We start from the raw sequence: 15,414 nt of genomic DNA, 5'->3' as shown, positions 1-15,414 counted from the left end.
CCCGTCCTTCGACAGGCTCAGGGTGAACGGCAATGCAAGCAATACAAGGAGACAGGACAAATGAAAAGCATCTTTCGTTGGGTTCTTGCAAGCATCACCGCGGCAGCGTCACCCACTCAGGCCACTCCGCTCCCTCAGCTGCAGATCGACCCCGCCGAGGTCAGCGTGTCCGGCCTGTCGTCCGGTGGCTTCATGGCGGTGCAGATGCACGTCGCGTACTCGGCCACCTTCAAGCGCGGCGCCGGCATCGTGGCCGGCGGGCCGTACTACTGTGCCGAAGGATCGATCGTCAACGCGACCGGCCGCTGCATGACGCACGCCAGCACGATCCCGGTCAGCGGTCTCGCCAGTACCACCAACAGCTGGGCGACGAGCGGCCTGATCGACCCGGTCGCGAACCTCGCCACGTCGAAGGTCTACCTCTACTCCGGCACCTCGGACAACACCGTGAAGCCCGCGGTGATGAACGACCTGAAGACCTACTACCAGGGCTTCGTCCCGGCCGCGAACATCGTCTACAAGAACACGATCGCGTCGGGCCACGCGATGATCACCGACGACTACGGCAGCAGCTGCGGCAGCACCGCGTCGCCGTACATCAACGACTGCGATTTCGACCTCGCCGGCGAGATCCTGAAGCAGCTGCACGGCCAGCTGAACGCGCGCAACAACGGCACGCTGTCGGGCACCTTCACCGAGTTCGACCAGGGCGCGTTCGTCTCCGGCCACGGCATGGCCGCCACCGGCTGGGTCTATGTGCCGCAAAGCTGCAGCGCGGGCGCGGTGTGCAAGCTGCACGTGGTGTTCCACGGCTGCCAGCAGAACACCGCGCTGGTCGGCCAGCAATACGTGCGCAACACCGGCTACAACCGCTGGGCCGACACCAACGGCATCGTCGTGCTGTACCCGCAGACCAGCACGCAGGCCACCAACAGCTGCTGGGACTGGTGGGGCTACGACAACGCGAACTACGCGAAGAAATCCGGCCCGCAGATGGCCGCGGTGCGCGCGATGATGACGACGCTGGCCAGCGGCTCGGCGCCTTCGGGGCTGCCGGCGCCCACTGGCGTCGGCACCTCGGGCGCGACCGCCAGCAGCATGGTGATCAGCTGGGGCGGCGTGGCCGGTGCGAGCGGCTACAACGTGTACCGCGGCGGCAACCAGGTCAACGCGAGCCTGGTGGCCGGCACCAGCTACACCGACACCGGGCTCGCCGCCGGCACCACCTACGCGTGGACGGTGAAGGCGGTCGACGCCGGCGGTGCCGAAGGGCCGTCGTCCGCCCCGGCCACCGGCACCACCACCGGCGCGCCGCCGGCGGCCACCTGCACCACCGCGAGCAACTATGCCCACGTCGCGGCGAACCGGGCGCATGTGGTGGGCGGCTATGCGCTGGCCAACGGGTCGAACCAGAACATGGGGCTGTGGAACCTGTTCGTCACGACGACGCTGAAGATGACCGGCACGAACTTCTACGTGATCGGGACCTGCTCTTGACCGTCGTCCCCGATGCTTGAAACCGACGATCTCACCATCCGCTTCGGCGGCCACGTCGCGATCGACCGCGTCAGCTGCGCGTTCGAAGCCGGCACGCTGACGGCCATCGTCGGCCCGAACGGTGCCGGCAAGACGACCTGGTTCAACCTGATCTCCGGCCAGTTGCGCGCGACGTCCGGCCGCGTGCGGCTGCACGGCGTCGACATCACCGCCGAAGGCCCGGCGGCGCGCACGCACCGCGGCATCGGCCGGGCCTTCCAGCTGACGCAGCTGTTTCCTGGCTTGCCGGTGCGCGAGAACGTGCGGCTGGTCGTGCAGTCTCGCGCGCGCTTCGGGCTGAACCTGTGGTCGGTGTGGTGCGACCGCCGCGATGCGCTCGACCGCACGCAGGCCTTGCTCGAGCAGGTGCGCCTGGCCGGCCAGGCCGACCGGCTCGCCGGCAACTTGCCGCATGGCGACCAGCGCAAGCTGGAGGTCGCGATGCTGATGGCGCTCGAACCGCAGGTCTTCATGTTCGACGAGCCGACAGCCGGCATGAGCGCCGACGAGGTACCGGTGGTGCTGGACCTGATCCGCGCGCTGAAGGCCCGGCGCGACTGCGCGATCCTGCTGGTCGAGCACAAGATGGACGTGGTGCGCGAACTGGCCGACCGCATCGTCGTGCTGCACAACGGCCAGCTCGTCGCCGACGGCGAGCCCGGCATCGTCATCGCCTCGCCGATCGTGCAGCAGGCCTACCTGGGGCTCGCGGCATGACGCTCTTGCTGGAAGGCGTTCATACGCACATCGGCGCGTACCACATCCTGCAGGGTGTCGACCTCGACATACCGGCCGGCCAGGTGACGATGCTGCTCGGCCGCAACGGCGCCGGCAAGACGACGACGCTGCGCACGGTGATGGGCCTGTGGACGGCCTCGGCCGGCCGCATCGTGTTCGACGGCGACGACATCACCCGCGTCGGCACGCCGCGCATCGCGCAGCGCGGCATCGCCTACGTGCCGGAGAACATGGGCATCTTCGGCGACCTGACGGTGCGCGCGAACCTGCTGCTGGCCGCGCGTGGCGCGCGCTCGCTGGACGACATCGACACACAGCGCCTCGACCGGCTGTGCGGGCTGTTCCCGGCGCTGCGCACGTTCTGGCTGCACCCGGCCGGCGCGCTGTCGGGCGGGCAGAAGCAGATGCTCGCGATCGCCCGCGCGATGATCGAGCCGCGCCGCCTGCTGCTGGTCGACGAACCGAGCAAGGGCCTCGCGCCGGCCATCGTGCAGAACCTGGTCGCGGCGCTGCGCGAGATGAAGGCGACGAACACGGCGATCCTGCTGGTGGAGCAGAACTTCGCGATGGCGCGCGCGCTCGGCGACCGCGTGGCGGTGATGGACGGCGGCCGCATCGTGCACCGCGGCGCGATGGCCGAACTGGCCGACGACGACGCCTTGCAGCACCGCCTGCTCGGCCTGTCGCTGGGGGTGCACCAATGAGCGCCACGTTGCCCCGCGCGTCATTCGACCTGCTGCCGATCGCGCTGGTGCCGCTGCTCGCGCTCGCCGCGTGGCCGCTGGTCGGCTCGTCGTCGACCTGGCTGACGCTGACCGTCGCCGGCCTTGCGATGGGGATGATCGTCTTCATCGTCGCGTCCGGCCTGACGCTGGTGTTCGGGCTGATGGACGTGCTGAACTTCGGCCACGGTGTGTTCATCGCGTTCGGCGCCTTCATCGCGACCAGCGTGCTCGGCGGGCTGGCCGACTGGACCGGCGCCGACAGCCTGTGGCTCAACCTGGCCGCGCTGTTCCCGGCGATGCTCGCCGCGATGGCGCTGGCCGCCGCGCTCGGCTGGGCCTTCGAGCGCGTGCTGGTGCGACCGGTCTACGGCCAGCACCTGAAGCAGATCCTGATCACGATGGGCGGCATGATCATCGGCGAAGAACTGATCAAGGCGATCTGGGGCCCGGCGCTGGTCCCACTGTCGCTGCCGCAGGCGCTGCGCGGCGTGCTGGCGCTCGGCGATGCGTCGGTCGAGAAATTCCGGCTGCTCGCCACCGGGCTCGGCGCGGTCATGCTGGCCGCGATGCTTTACACGCTGAACCGCACGCGGCTCGGCCTGCTGGTGCGCGCCGGCGTGCAGGACCGCGAGATGGTCGAGAGCCTCGGCTACCCGGTGCGCACGCTGTTCGTCGGCGTGTTCGTCGCCGGCTCGGCGCTGGCCGGCCTCGGCGGCGCGCTGTGGGCGCTGTACCAGCAGGGCGTGGTGCCGCAGATCGGCGCGCAGCTGAACGTGCTGATCTTCATCGTGATCATCATCGGCGGGCTCGGCTCGACGCTCGGCTGCTTCGTCGGCGCGCTGCTGGTCGGGCTGCTCGCCAACTACACCGGCTTCCTGTGGCCGAAGGTCGCGCTGTTCTCGAACATCGGGCTGATGGTCGCGGTGCTGCTGTGGCGTCCGCGCGGGCTCTATGCTGTGACCACCCGGTGAGTTCCCGATGATCGCCCGCCTCGTCGATCGCCTGCTGTCGCATGACCTGCCGCGCAGCCGCGCGCTCGCATTGGTGCTGGTCGCGGTGCTGCTCGGCCTCGCGCTGACGCCGTTCGTGTTCCCCGGCACGCAGGCGATGAACGTCGCGGCCAAGGTGATGGTCTTCATCGTGCTGGTCGCGAGCTTCGACCTGCTGCTCGGCTACGCCGGCATCGTCAGCTTCGCGCACACGATGTTCTTCGGCATCGGCGCCTACGGCATCGCGATCGCCAGCACGCGGCTCGGTCCGGGCTGGCTCGCGCTGGCGGTGGGCGTCGCGGCGGCGCTCGCGGTCTCGCTGCTGCTGTCGCTGCTGATCGGGTTGTTCAGCCTGCGCGTGAAGGCGATCTTCTTCGCGATGATCACGCTGGCGGTGGCCTCGGCCTTCCTGACGCTCGCGTCGCAGTTGTCGGACTGGACCGGCGGCGAAGACGGGCTGAGCTTCCGGCTGCCCGAGGCCTTGAGCGACCGCCGGGTTGCGTACTACCTGTTGTTCGCCTGTGCCACCGCGCTGGTGCTCGCGATGCTGCGCATCGTCAACTCGCCGTTCGGCCGCGTGCTGCAGGCGATCCGCGAGAACGACTTCCGCGCCGAGGCCATCGGCTACCGCACGGTGGTGTACCGCACGCTGTCGAACGTGCTGTCGGCGCTGTTCGCGACGTTGGCCGGCTGCCTGCTCGCGCTCTGGCTGCGCTACAACGGGCCGGACACCTCGCTGAGCTTCGAGATCATGCTCGACGTGCTGCTGATCGTCGTGATCGGCGGCATGGGCACGGTGTACGGCGCCGTCGTCGGCAGCCTGCTGTTCGTGCTGGCGCAGAGCCAGCTGCAGAACCTGATGGCGCTGGCCGCGCCGCTGGTCGGCGGCGTGCCGCTGCTGTCGACCCTGATCTCGCCCGAGCGCTGGCTGCTGTGGCTCGGCGTCCTCTTCGTGCTGTCGGTCTACCACTTCCCGAACGGGATCGTGGGACGGCTGCGCGCGCGGCGGTCGAGGCAGCCCGTCCCACAACAGAAGGAGACACCATGACGTCCAGACTCCGTTCGCCCACCTCGTTCACGTTCACCGCACTCGGCCTGGCGACGCTCGCGCTGGCCGGCTGCGGCAGCGACGACGACACGCCGCTGCCGGTCAACGCGCTGCCGGCGAACGTCAGCCAGCTCACGGTGACCACCTACCCGGCCACCACCGCCGGCAGCGGCAGCACCGCGGCCACGCAGGACCTGCTGACCGGCGGCCTCGGCAAGACCGGGCTGGCCGCGGCCGCGCCTGCGTATGCCGACCCGTTGAACCCGACGGCCGCCGAACTGCGCCGCAACGCGCTGTTCAGCAACTACCGCGGGCTGGTCGACGTGACGGCCGCCGGCGGCTACGGCACGCTGTACGGCCCGAACGTCGATGCGGCCGGCAGCGTGACGACGAGCGAAGGCCTGGTGCCCGGCCGCGAGTACGTCGCGGTGCTCGACAACGCGGCCGGCACCAAGCGGGTCGCGATCGCGGTGCAGATCCCCGACAGCTTCAACCAGAGCGCGCCGTGTCTCGTGCTGGGCCCGTCGTCGGGCTCGCGCGGCGTGTACGGCGCCATCGCCACCTCGGCCGAGTGGGGTCTCAAGCACGGCTGCGCGGTCGCGCTGACCGACGCCGGCAAGGGCATGGGCCTGTACGACCTGACCGACGACACGGTGAACCGCATCGACGGCACGCGCGCGACGCGCGCTGCGGCCGGCGCGCTGAGCTTCTTCGCGGCTGCGGTGAGCGATGCCGCACGCGCGACCTACAACGCGCTGACCCCGAACCGGCTCGCGCTGAAGCAGGTGCACTCGCAGCTGAACCCGGAGAAGGACTGGGGCAACGACACGCTGGCCGCGGCCGCGTATGCGCTGTATGCGCTGAACGACCGCTATGGCAACGCGGCGGCGCCGGTGCCGTTCACGGCCGCCAACACCGTCGTGATCGCCGGTTCGGTGTCGAACGGCGGTGCCGCGGTGATCCGCGCGGCCGAGGCCGACAGCACCGGCCTGATCGACGGCGTGGTGGCCGGCGAGCCGGTGACCGAGATGCCGACGCGCAGCGGCTACGGCATCCAGTTCGGCGGGGCGGCGGTGGTGGCGTATGGCAAGACGCTGGGCGACTTCACGACCTTCGGCAACCTCTACCAGCCCTGTGCCGCGCTGGCGGCGGAGGCGGCGCTGACCGAGACCTCGTTCTTCAACTACATCGGGTTGACGGCGCAGACGGCGCGCGCCACCGCCCGCTGTACCGGGCTCGCGGCGAAGGGCCTGGTGACCGGCGCCGACACCGCGGCGCAGTCGCTGGACGCGCTGAACAAGCTGCGCGCCTACGGCTGGACGACCGACAACGACACGATGCACAACGCGCACTACGCGCTCGGCAACGGGCCGATCCTGTCGGCGATGTACCCGGTGATGTATGGCCGCTTCTCGGTGCTCGACAACGTCTGCGGCACCAGCTTCGCGCAGGTGGATGCGAGCGGCAACCCGATCGCGGCGCTGGCGGCGAGCAAGGCGCAGAGCTTCGCGATCGGCAACGGCACCGCCAACGGCTCGCCGGCCAGCGTGGTCTACAACGATTCCGTCGGCGGCGCGAAGCAGTGGGCGGCCGCGGTGTCGGTGTCGACCGGCGTGCAGGATTTCGGGCTCGACAACGCGCTGTGCCAGCGCGCGCTGGTGACCGGCGTCGACGAGACCGGCGCGGCGCTGACGGCCACCGCCAGTTCGACACGCCCGACCGCCGCGCAGGCCGCCGCGGTGCAGGCCGGCATGGCCGAGGTTCTGGTCAACGGCAACCTGCGCGCGAAGCCGGTGCTGGTGGTGGCCGGCCGCAGCGATGCGCTGGTGCCGGTCAACAACAACGCGCGGGCCTATGTGGCGTTCAACAAGACGGTGGAGGCGGCGAGCAAGCTGGGCTACATCGAGGTGACGAACGCGCAGCACTTCGACGGCTTCCTGTCGCTGAGCGGCTTCGACACCCGCTTCGTGCCGCTGCATGTGTACTTCAACCGGGCGATGGACGCGATGTATGCGCACCTGAAGACCGGCGCCGCGCTGCCGCCGAGCCAGGTGGTGCGTGCGACGCCGCGAGGCGGGCTGCCGGGCGCGGCGCCGGCGATCACCGCGGCCAACGTGCCGGCGCTCAGCGCCGCGCCGCTGGTGGCCGACCAGATCGGCTTCGCCGGCACGTCGATCGCGATCCCGAACTGACGCTCAAGCCGAAGAGCCGTGGTCTCGTTCACGTCGCACTACCTGGCCTGCGAAGGCCGCGAGCTGCACTACACCGAGTGGGGCGCGGGCCGGGCCGAGACGGTGATCGCGTGGCACGGCCTCGCGCGCACCTGCCGCGACATGGACGAGGTGGCGGCGCACCTGTCGCCGCATTTCCGGGTGATCTGCCCGGACACGCTGGGCCGCGGCTTGAGCGAATGGAGCCGCGATCCGGAACGCGAGTACTGCCTGGCGTTCTATGTGCAGCAGGCAGTCGCGCTGGTCGACCAGCTCGGGCTGCACGAGTTCCATTGGCTGGGCACATCGATGGGCGGCGCGATCGGCACGCGGGCCGCGGCGGGCCCGTTGCGCGGCCGCATCCGCAAGCTGGTGCTGAACGACAACGGGCCGGAGCTGGCCGAGGCGGCGCTCGCGCGCATCCGCGGCTATGCGGGCCGGCCGGCGGCGTTCGAGACGGTGAGCGAGCTGGAGCAGTATTTCCGCAAGATCTACCAACCCTATGGCTGGCTGAGCGACGGCCAGTGGCGGCGCCTGGCCGAGACCTCGACACGCCGCCTGCCCGACGGCCGCGTGACGCCGCACTACGACCCGGCGATGGTGATGCAGTTCACCCACCACGACGACGACTACGGGCTGTGGGACGCGTGGGACACGCTGAGCTTGCCCGTGCTGTGCTTGCGCGGCGAGAACTCGGACCTGCTGCTGCCGGAGGTCGCCGAGCAGATGCGCCAGCGCGGGCCGCGTGCGCAGGTGGTGACGGTGCCGGGCTGCGGGCATGCGCCGGCATTGAACGTGCCGGAGCAGTTGACGGTGGTGGAGCGGTTCCTGATGGCGCCGTAGCCCGGCTGCCGATCCGGGATCGGCAGCCGGGCTGCGAGGCCAAGGTCTTACGCCTGCTTTCACACGCTTTCCAATTGCGATGCCTGCCGGGACGGCGGCGCGAAAGAATGGAACCGGTTTCACTCGCGCGTCGGATCCGTTGATCCGCCGTTGCAAAAAGAATCGGAGACGGACATCCATGCGCCCCATTCATTCGACGCTGCACGCCACGCCCACCGCGGCCGCATTGGCCGTCTCCATGTTGCTGGCCGCCTGCGGCGGCGGCAATCCGTCGGCGGGGCCGGCACCCGATGCGGCGCTGAACCGTGAAACGGCCGAGGCCGTCGCCGATGCGGCAGTGACGCTCGCGCCCGGCCGCTACGTGCTCGTCAACGCACAGAGCGGCAAGTGCGTCGATGCCGTGCCGTCGACGCCCGATGGCGGTCGCATCCAGCAGGCCACCTGCGGCGATGCGCTGACGCAGGCCTTCGATGTGACGACCCAGGCCGGCGGCAACGTCAAGCTGGTGAACGCCGGCACGAGCCAGGTGTTCGACCTGTCCGGCAGCTCGGGCGCCGACGGCGCGGCCCTCCACCAATGGACCAACAACGACACCAACGCGCAGCGCTTCCGCCCGTGGCGCGCCCAGGGCAACCGCTTCCGCTTCGTCAGCGCGGCCAGCGGCAAGTGCGTGACGATCGCCGACCGCTCGACCGCCGACGGCGCGCAGCTGCAGCAGGCCGGTTGCAGCACGGCCGATGCGACCCAGCAGTTCCTGCTGTTCCCGCGCAGCGGCAGTGCGCGCGGTGCGCTCGCGATCGGCCAGTACACGCTGCGCGGACTGCAATCGAAGCTGTGCCTCGACATCGAAGGAAGTTCCGCCGCCGACGGCGCGAAGACGCTGCAGGCCGCCTGCAGCGCGTCGGCGAGCCAGCGCTTCGAAGTGCGCGCGGCCGACGACGGCAGCTATGCGTTCGTCAACGTCAACAGCGGCCGCGGGCTGGACGTCAGCGACATCTCGACCGCCAACGGCGCGCTGATCCAGCAGTGGAGCTACGGCGGCGGCGCCAACCAGCGCTTCAGCGTGATGCCGGTCGGCGACAGCCTTCGCATTGCGGCGAAGCACACCGGCAAGTGCCTGGACGTGAAGGACTTCAGCACCGTCGCCGGCGGACGCATCCAGCAGTGGGACTGCGGCAACAACGACAACCAGCGCTGGCAGTTGCTGGCGACCGATGCGCAGGCCCCGGCACCGGCCCCCGCGCCGGCTCCTTCTCCGGCCCCGGCCCCGGCCCCGGCCCCGAGCCCGGCGCCTGCGCCTTCTCCTGCACCGTCGCCCGCGCCCGCGCCGAGTCCCGCGCCGGCCCCGAGCCCCGCGCCGTCGCCCGCTCCGGCGCCTTCACCGGCACCCGCACCCGGACCCGCTCCGTCGCCTGTCCCCACGCTGACGCTGCCGCTCGAAGTGCTCGGCGCCGGCGCGCCCGATGCGCCCACGGTCGTGCCGGCGCAGCTCGCGCTCGACGCGTCGGCCCTCGGCACCGCGAGCCAGCTGGTGGTGCGCTGCCACCGCTGCGGCTTCTACAACTCGCCGGAGTTCGAGGCGCTGGCCAAGCCGCTGACGAAGATCGCCGGCAGCCTACGCGTCGTCGGCGGAGCGAACGGCGGCACCGCGCCGTGGATCGACATCAGCGACGGCGCGGTGCAGCTCGACGAAGTCGAGCGCGCGCATGGCGGCGTCAATGGCGGGCTGCTGACCATCCGCTTCCGCGTGCCGCTGGATGCGACCGCGCGGGCCCGCCTCGTCGCGCTGCCGGCCACCAACCGCATCGAGTTCCGCTTCAATGGTACCGACGGCAGTTCCAACGGCTTCCGCATCCTCGATGTGCAGGTCCAGGACGCCGCCGGCAGGAACCTGACGGCCGCGCAACCGCGCCAGTGGGCCGACATCCAGTCCGAGAAGGAAGCGGGCCGCACCTGGACCGCCGATGCCGACCAGGGCAAGGCCTTGTGGAATGCGCAGAACCTGCTGCTGAAGTCGCCGGTCGTCAACGCGAAGATCCGCGCGGCCTGCTCGTCGTGCCATGCGAGCGACGGCCGCGACCTGCAGTACTTCAACTTCTCGAACAACTCGATCGTGCAGCGCTCGCGCTTCCATGGCCTGAGCGAAACACAAGGCAAGCAGATCGCCGCGTACCTGCGTGCCGCGCTGTACGCCAAGGTGCCGCACGTCGCGCAGGCCACGCCGTGGAATCCGCCGTACCAGCCGGGCCCGGGCCTGGATGCGAAACCGACCATCGAATGGGCGGCCGGCGCGGGCCTCGATGCGGTGCTGCCGGATGCGAAGTCCTTCGTCAACGTCTTCACCGGCAAGGCCGCGACCAGCACCGCCGCGGTGACGCAGGCCGAGCTCGATGCCGCGATGGATCCCAGTCCCGGCAAGGTGCTGAACACCCGCGAGATGCCGATCCCGCTGCAGCTGCCGGACTGGAGCGCCTGGCTGCCGATCGAGAGCCCGCTCGACATCTGGGCGCCCGAGGCCGGCCAGGCGCAGGGCCTGTTCGAGACCCAGGGCGACGACGGCTCGAACCCGATCAAGGTCGTCAAGCGCGTCAGCGACTTCCTGAAGGCCAACCAGAACCCGAACGGCGTCTATGGCGACTGGAGCCACCTGACGCCCGAGCTGCGCGAGCGTGCGCAGGCGTGGCTCAACGATGTCGGCGGCAAGACGATCGACTTCGCCGGCGGTGGCCGCGGCTCGCGCGTTTCGGGCGACCCGTCGAAGCCGTATGGCGGCGAAGTGGGCGGCAGGAAGCTGCAGGCGCTGATGTCGGCACAGACCGCGAGCGCGGCCAACCTGCCGGCGGCGTTCACGAAGGAGGCCTTCATCGAGCGCGCGCTGTTCGGCGCGATCCGCTGGATGGGTGTCAAACAGTGGGAGCTCGCCCACACCTACGGCCTCGAAGGGCGGCAGGACTGGTTGCACGGCTCGCGCGGCGCCAACGGGCAGTGGGTCGGCATCGGCGAGAAGCGCGGCTGGCCATTCAGCTGGCCGAGCGTGTTCTACATGGCGCCGCACATGCTGTTCGCGCCGGCCAACGGGCGCGAGAACTACTTCTCTTGGGAGCCGCGGCTGGTGTCGTTCTACCGAACGAACCAGTGGTACCAGCTGCAGATGACGGTGAACCCGGGTTGGCCGGGGGCGTCCGAAGGGCCGATGGACTGGCCGTACCACATGGGCTTCACGACCGCGGTGGTCGACGACCTGATGACCGCGAAGGCGCCGGCGGCGGTGTCGGCCTCGCACCTGGCGCGCTACTTCCAGGTCCGCACGAAGCTTGCGCAACTGGCCAACACCGACCTGCCGTTCAACCAGCCGGACCCGGCCGCGCCGACCGACCTGTTCCGCAACAAGGGCCACCAGAGCCGCGCGTCGCTCGCGATCCACAAGCTGGGGGTCGGCGAGGTGGTCGACCGCGGGCCGGACGACTGGGAGAAATCGCGCTTCCGCCAGCTCGACGCGGTGACGCCGGGGCTGCACCTGATGTTCGTCAACAGCTCGATCTCGCTCTACAACGCGCTGTATGCGAACACCACCTACGAGCAGTGGCGCAGGTGTGATCCGAACGCGTTGTTCGGCAGCGAGCCGGAGATCAAGTCGGGCTTCCGCTTCTGCCTGGATCCGAAGCGAACGCCGCTGCCGCTGAACGCGAAGGGGCAGCCGCACCTGGTCGGCGGCTGGGTCGACTGGACCGGCGAGCAGTACATCACCTGGAGCGTGATGTCGGCGCGCAACCATGGGGCCGAGGCGCAGCGCTTGAAGACCTTCTCGGATTGGGCTGGGCGCATGTGGCGGGAGTGAAACGCAAGCCTCTGCATGTCCCTGTTGCTTTGATGCACGAACACGATTTCCGGCGATTCACGCACTTCATTGAGATCGGCATGGCAGGAATCAATGGATTGAAAGGGCGCGAAGGCGTGTATGTTGTTCTTGGTCGCGAGCGGGCACACCGTTCTGGGCGAAAGACCCGTGCCGCCTGCTGCCGATATCGCGGCCGACCCGGAGTTCGTGGTCGAGGGGCTGGATGGCCGGGAGTCCGAGACGGTGTGGCGGGCTGCCATCACGGGGTCACGCTGGAAACTGCAAGCTTGAAATCTGGAGGCTTCAGAAGGCGGCGAAAGCCTTGTCGAGCTTTTGCTCCCACGCTGCCTTCAGGGCCTCGTCCACGAAGCTCGCTTCGAAGCTGTTCTTCGCCAACTGATAGGCCTGCCGCGCCCCCAGCGCCGGCAGCGCGTCGAAGGTCGCGAGGAAGTTCGCGTTCATGTACCCGCCGAAGTACGCCGGATCGTCCGAGTTGACCGTTGCGCACAGGCCCGCATCGAGCAAGGCCCCCAGCTGATGGGCCGCCATGTCCGGATACACGCACAGCTTCACGTTCGACAGCGGGCACACCGTCAGCGGCACGCGCTCGGCGGCCAGCCGCTTCACCAGCGCCGGGTCTTCGACGCAGCGCACGCCGTGGTCGATGCGCTCGACCTTCAGCACGTCGAGCGCGCTCCAGATGTAGGCGGGCGGGCCTTCCTCGCCGGCATGCGCGACCAGGCGCAGCCCGAGCTCGCGGCACTTCGCGAACACCCGCGCGAACTTCTCGGGCGGGTGGCCGCGCTCGCTGCTGTCGAGGCCGACGCCGATGAAGCGGTCGCGGAACGGCAGCGCCTGTTCGAGGGTCTCGAATGCGGCCTCTTCGCTCAGGTGCCGCAGGAAGCACAGGATCAGCGCGCTGCTGACCCCCAGCTCCCGCTGCGCCGTCTCGCCGGCGCGCGTCAGCCCGTCGATCACCGTCTCGAAGCTCACGCCGCGCTCGGTGTGCGTCTGCGGGTCGAAGAACAGCTCGGCATGCACCACGTGGTCGGCGGCCGCGCGGCGGAAGTAGGCCATCGCCATGTCGAAGAAGTCCTCCTCCTTCAGCAGCACGCTGGCGCCGGCGTAGTAGATGTCGAGGAAGCTCTGCAGGTCGGTGAACGCATAGGCCTCGCGCAGCGCGTCGACGCTGGCATACGGGATCGACACGCCGTTGCGCTGCGCCAGCGCGAAGATCAGCTCCGGCTCCAGCGAGCCTTCGATGTGGATGTGCAGCTCGGCCTTCGGCATCGCGCACAGCAGCGCGGGCAGGCGGTCGCGGGGGATGGCGTCGAGGTTCATGCGATGGCTCCAAAACGGATGCCGCGTTCGAGCAGGAAGCGGCGGTAGGCAGCCGAACTGCGGTCGGCCGCGCAATGGACCTCGCCGCCCGCGAGCGGCAGCCGCTTCGGCTGCTGCGACTCGAGCACGGGCTGGTCCTGCGTGAAGATGGTGTGCTGGAACGCGCGCAACGCGTCGTCGCTGGAATCGTGGTCGGTCACCGCGAGGCGGAACCAGACGCGGCTGCGTTCCTCGTCGAGCGGGCAGACGAACAGGCCGATCACGTCGCGGTATCCGTCTTGCGCTTGCGGCAGCTTCGTCAGCACCGCGCTGAACGGCGCCGTCAGTTCGTAGTGGTAGTCGACCCAGCTGCCTTCGGTCGACAACCGGTTGCTCTGCGGCTGCCAGGCCTGGCAACCGGTGGCGATGAAGCCGGCCGGTGTCGGCTGCACCGTGTAGGCGGGCGTCTCCACGTGGGTGCGTTCGCCGAGCCAGCCGTCATGAACGAAGCCGAAGTGCGACAGGTCAAGGAAGTTTTCGACGATGCGCCCGGCGCTGGTCGCCACGTCATACGGCCCGCACAGCAGCGTGCGCAGCTGCGGGTCGGTCCCGGCGTCGAAGGCAGGCAGCGCCGAGTCGCCCGGCTGCAGCCGCACCCACACCAGCCCGTGCGCCTCCTGCGCTTCATGCGCGCACGCGGCATGGGAAGCGGGCGGGGAGAACGACGGCTGCGATGCGATCAGCACGCAGCCGCCATCGCCGCCGAAGCGCCAGCCGTGGTATGGGCATTCAAGCGCGGCCTGCCCGCCGTGCTGCACCACGTGCCCGAGCGACAGCCGCGTGCCGCGGTGCGGGCAGCGGTCGGCGAACGCGCGGGCGCGGCCGGTCTCGTCGCGCCACAGCACCAGGTCCTGCGCCAGCAGGCGCAAGGCCAGCGGCGTGCCGGCCAGCGCGTCGCTGCCGGCCACCGGGTGCCACAGCGTCGTCTCGATCAAGGCTTACTTGCCTCCCGGGACCTTGCCTTCGACGCCCTTCACGAAGAACTTGATGCCGCTCATGAACTTGTCGTCGGCGACCTCGTCCTTCTTCAGCACGTCCTTGCCGTCGTTGCCGGCGATCGGGCCCTTCCAGATCGTGAAGCTGCCGTCCTTCAGGCCGGCCTTCACCTTCTCGACCTTCTCCTTCAGCTCGGCCGGCACCTTGTCGGAGATCGACACCAGGTCGATCGCGCCTTCCTTGACGCCCCACCACGACGCGCTGTTGCCGGTCCACTTGCCGTCCAGCGCATCCTGCGTCGCCTTGATGTAGTACGGCGCCCAGTTGATGATGCTCGAGGCCAGGTGGGCCTTCGGGCCGTAGGCGGTCATGTCGCTGTCCCAGCCGAACGCGTACTTGCCGGCCTTCTCGGCGGTCTGCAGCACCGCGCTCGAATCGGTGTTCTGCATCAGCACGTCGGCGCCGCCGTTGATCAGCGATTGCGCGGCCTCGGTCTCCTTCGGCGGGTTGAACCATTCGTTGACCCAGACCACCTTGGTCTTGATCTTCGGGTTCACCGACTGCGCACCGAGCGTGAAGCTGTTGATGTTGCGGATGACTTCCGGAATCGGGATCGAGCCGACGACGCCCAGCGTGTTGGTCTTGGTCATGCCGCCGGCGATCACGCCGGCCATGTACGCGCCTTCATAGGTGCGGCTGTCGTAGGTGCGCATGTTCTCGGCCTGCTTGAAGCCGGTGGCATGCTCGAACTTGACGTCCTTCAGGTCCGCCGCGACCTTCAGCATCGGCTCCATGTAGCCGAAGGTGGTGCCGAAGATCAGCTTGTTGCCCTGGCCGGCCATGTCGCGGAACACGCGCTCGGCATCGGCCGCCTCGGGCACCTTCTCGACGAAGCTGGTCGCGATCCGGTCGCCGAACTGCTTCTCGAGCGCCTTGCGGGCGTTGTCGTGCGCGAAGGTCCAGCCGCCGTCGCCGACCGGGCCGACGTACGCGAACGCGATCTTCAGCGGCTCGGGCTTCGGTGCGGCAGCCGATGCGGCGGCCACCGGCGCCGGCGCCGGCGCGGGCGCCTCTTCCTTCTTGCCGCAGCCCACCAGCGCGGTGCCGGCCGCCAGCGTGCTCCACCCTGCGAGCTTCAGCAGGGCACGTTTCGAGATTGAGGTCATGTCTA

The 15,414-nt window shown here is 69.6% G+C and carries 12 protein-coding genes; 9 read left to right on the top strand and 3 right to left on the bottom strand.

The features are described from left to right. Positions 1-60 precede the first annotated feature (60 nt). The 9 genes from FHT26_RS14275 (at position 61) to FHT26_RS14235 (ending at position 12,218) form a co-directional block, all read left to right on the top strand. Positions 61-1,497 (top strand): extracellular catalytic domain type 2 short-chain-length polyhydroxyalkanoate depolymerase, encoded by a 1,437-nt coding sequence (locus tag FHT26_RS14275; RefSeq protein WP_168560784.1) that lies wholly within the window; start codon positions 61-63, stop codon positions 1,495-1,497. Positions 1,498-1,509: 12 nt separating this feature from the next. Continuing rightward, positions 1,510-2,253 (top strand): ABC transporter ATP-binding protein, encoded by a 744-nt coding sequence (locus FHT26_RS14270; RefSeq protein WP_168560783.1) that lies wholly within the window; start codon positions 1,510-1,512, stop codon positions 2,251-2,253. Further along, positions 2,250-2,978 (top strand): ABC transporter ATP-binding protein, encoded by a 729-nt coding sequence (locus FHT26_RS14265; protein ID WP_168560782.1) that lies wholly within the window; start codon positions 2,250-2,252, stop codon positions 2,976-2,978. Before FHT26_RS14270 ends, FHT26_RS14265 begins: the two co-directional genes overlap by 4 nt. Further along, the gene (locus FHT26_RS14260; RefSeq protein WP_168560781.1) at positions 2,975-3,970 is read left to right on the top strand and encodes a branched-chain amino acid ABC transporter permease; all 996 of its coding nucleotides are present in this window, start codon (positions 2,975-2,977) and stop codon (positions 3,968-3,970) included. The genes FHT26_RS14265 and FHT26_RS14260 overlap by 4 nt, the downstream gene beginning before the upstream one ends. A 7-nt stretch (positions 3,971-3,977) precedes the next feature. Further along, a complete protein-coding gene (locus FHT26_RS14255; RefSeq protein ID WP_168560780.1) occupies positions 3,978-5,036 on the top strand; it encodes a branched-chain amino acid ABC transporter permease in 1,059 nt (352 codons plus the stop codon). Next, a complete protein-coding gene (locus FHT26_RS14250; protein WP_168560779.1) occupies positions 5,033-7,228 on the top strand; it encodes a 3-hydroxybutyrate oligomer hydrolase family protein in 2,196 nt (731 codons plus the stop codon). Before FHT26_RS14255 ends, FHT26_RS14250 begins: the two co-directional genes overlap by 4 nt. An 18-nt stretch (positions 7,229-7,246) precedes the next feature. Beyond that, positions 7,247-8,089: an alpha/beta fold hydrolase gene (locus tag FHT26_RS14245; protein WP_168560778.1), complete on the top strand. Its 843-nt coding sequence runs from the start codon at positions 7,247-7,249 to the stop codon at positions 8,087-8,089. A gap of 178 nt (positions 8,090-8,267) precedes the next feature. Then, complete coding sequence (locus tag FHT26_RS14240) at positions 8,268-11,927, top strand: RICIN domain-containing protein (RefSeq protein ID WP_168560777.1); 3,660 nt, start codon at positions 8,268-8,270, stop codon at positions 11,925-11,927. Between the two features lie 120 nt (positions 11,928-12,047). Continuing rightward, the gene (locus FHT26_RS14235; RefSeq protein WP_168560776.1) at positions 12,048-12,218 is read left to right on the top strand and encodes a DUF6881 domain-containing protein; all 171 of its coding nucleotides are present in this window, start codon (positions 12,048-12,050) and stop codon (positions 12,216-12,218) included. Between the two features lie 12 nt (positions 12,219-12,230). Here the strand turns inward: FHT26_RS14235 and FHT26_RS14230 are convergent, their stop codons facing one another. From FHT26_RS14230 to FHT26_RS14220, 3 genes are read right to left on the bottom strand one after another with little or no spacing between them, the layout of a single operon-like run. Beyond that, positions 12,231-13,268: an adenosine deaminase gene (locus FHT26_RS14230; RefSeq protein WP_168560775.1), complete on the bottom strand. Its 1,038-nt coding sequence runs from the start codon at positions 13,266-13,268 to the stop codon at positions 12,231-12,233. Next, positions 13,265-14,242, bottom strand: a complete 978-nt coding sequence (locus FHT26_RS14225) for an aromatic ring-hydroxylating oxygenase subunit alpha (protein WP_168560774.1) — start codon at positions 14,240-14,242, stop codon at positions 13,265-13,267. The genes FHT26_RS14230 and FHT26_RS14225 overlap by 4 nt, the downstream gene beginning before the upstream one ends. Positions 14,243-14,245: 3 nt before the next feature. Beyond that, positions 14,246-15,409: a BMP family ABC transporter substrate-binding protein gene (locus FHT26_RS14220; protein WP_168560773.1), complete on the bottom strand. Its 1,164-nt coding sequence runs from the start codon at positions 15,407-15,409 to the stop codon at positions 14,246-14,248. Positions 15,410-15,414: the final 5 nt, after the last annotated feature.

The organism is Rhizobacter sp. SG703, assembly GCF_012275445.1.
Lineage (GTDB): Bacteria > Pseudomonadota > Gammaproteobacteria > Burkholderiales > Burkholderiaceae_C > Rhizobacter.
This window is presented reverse-complemented; position numbering and strand designations above follow the sequence as displayed.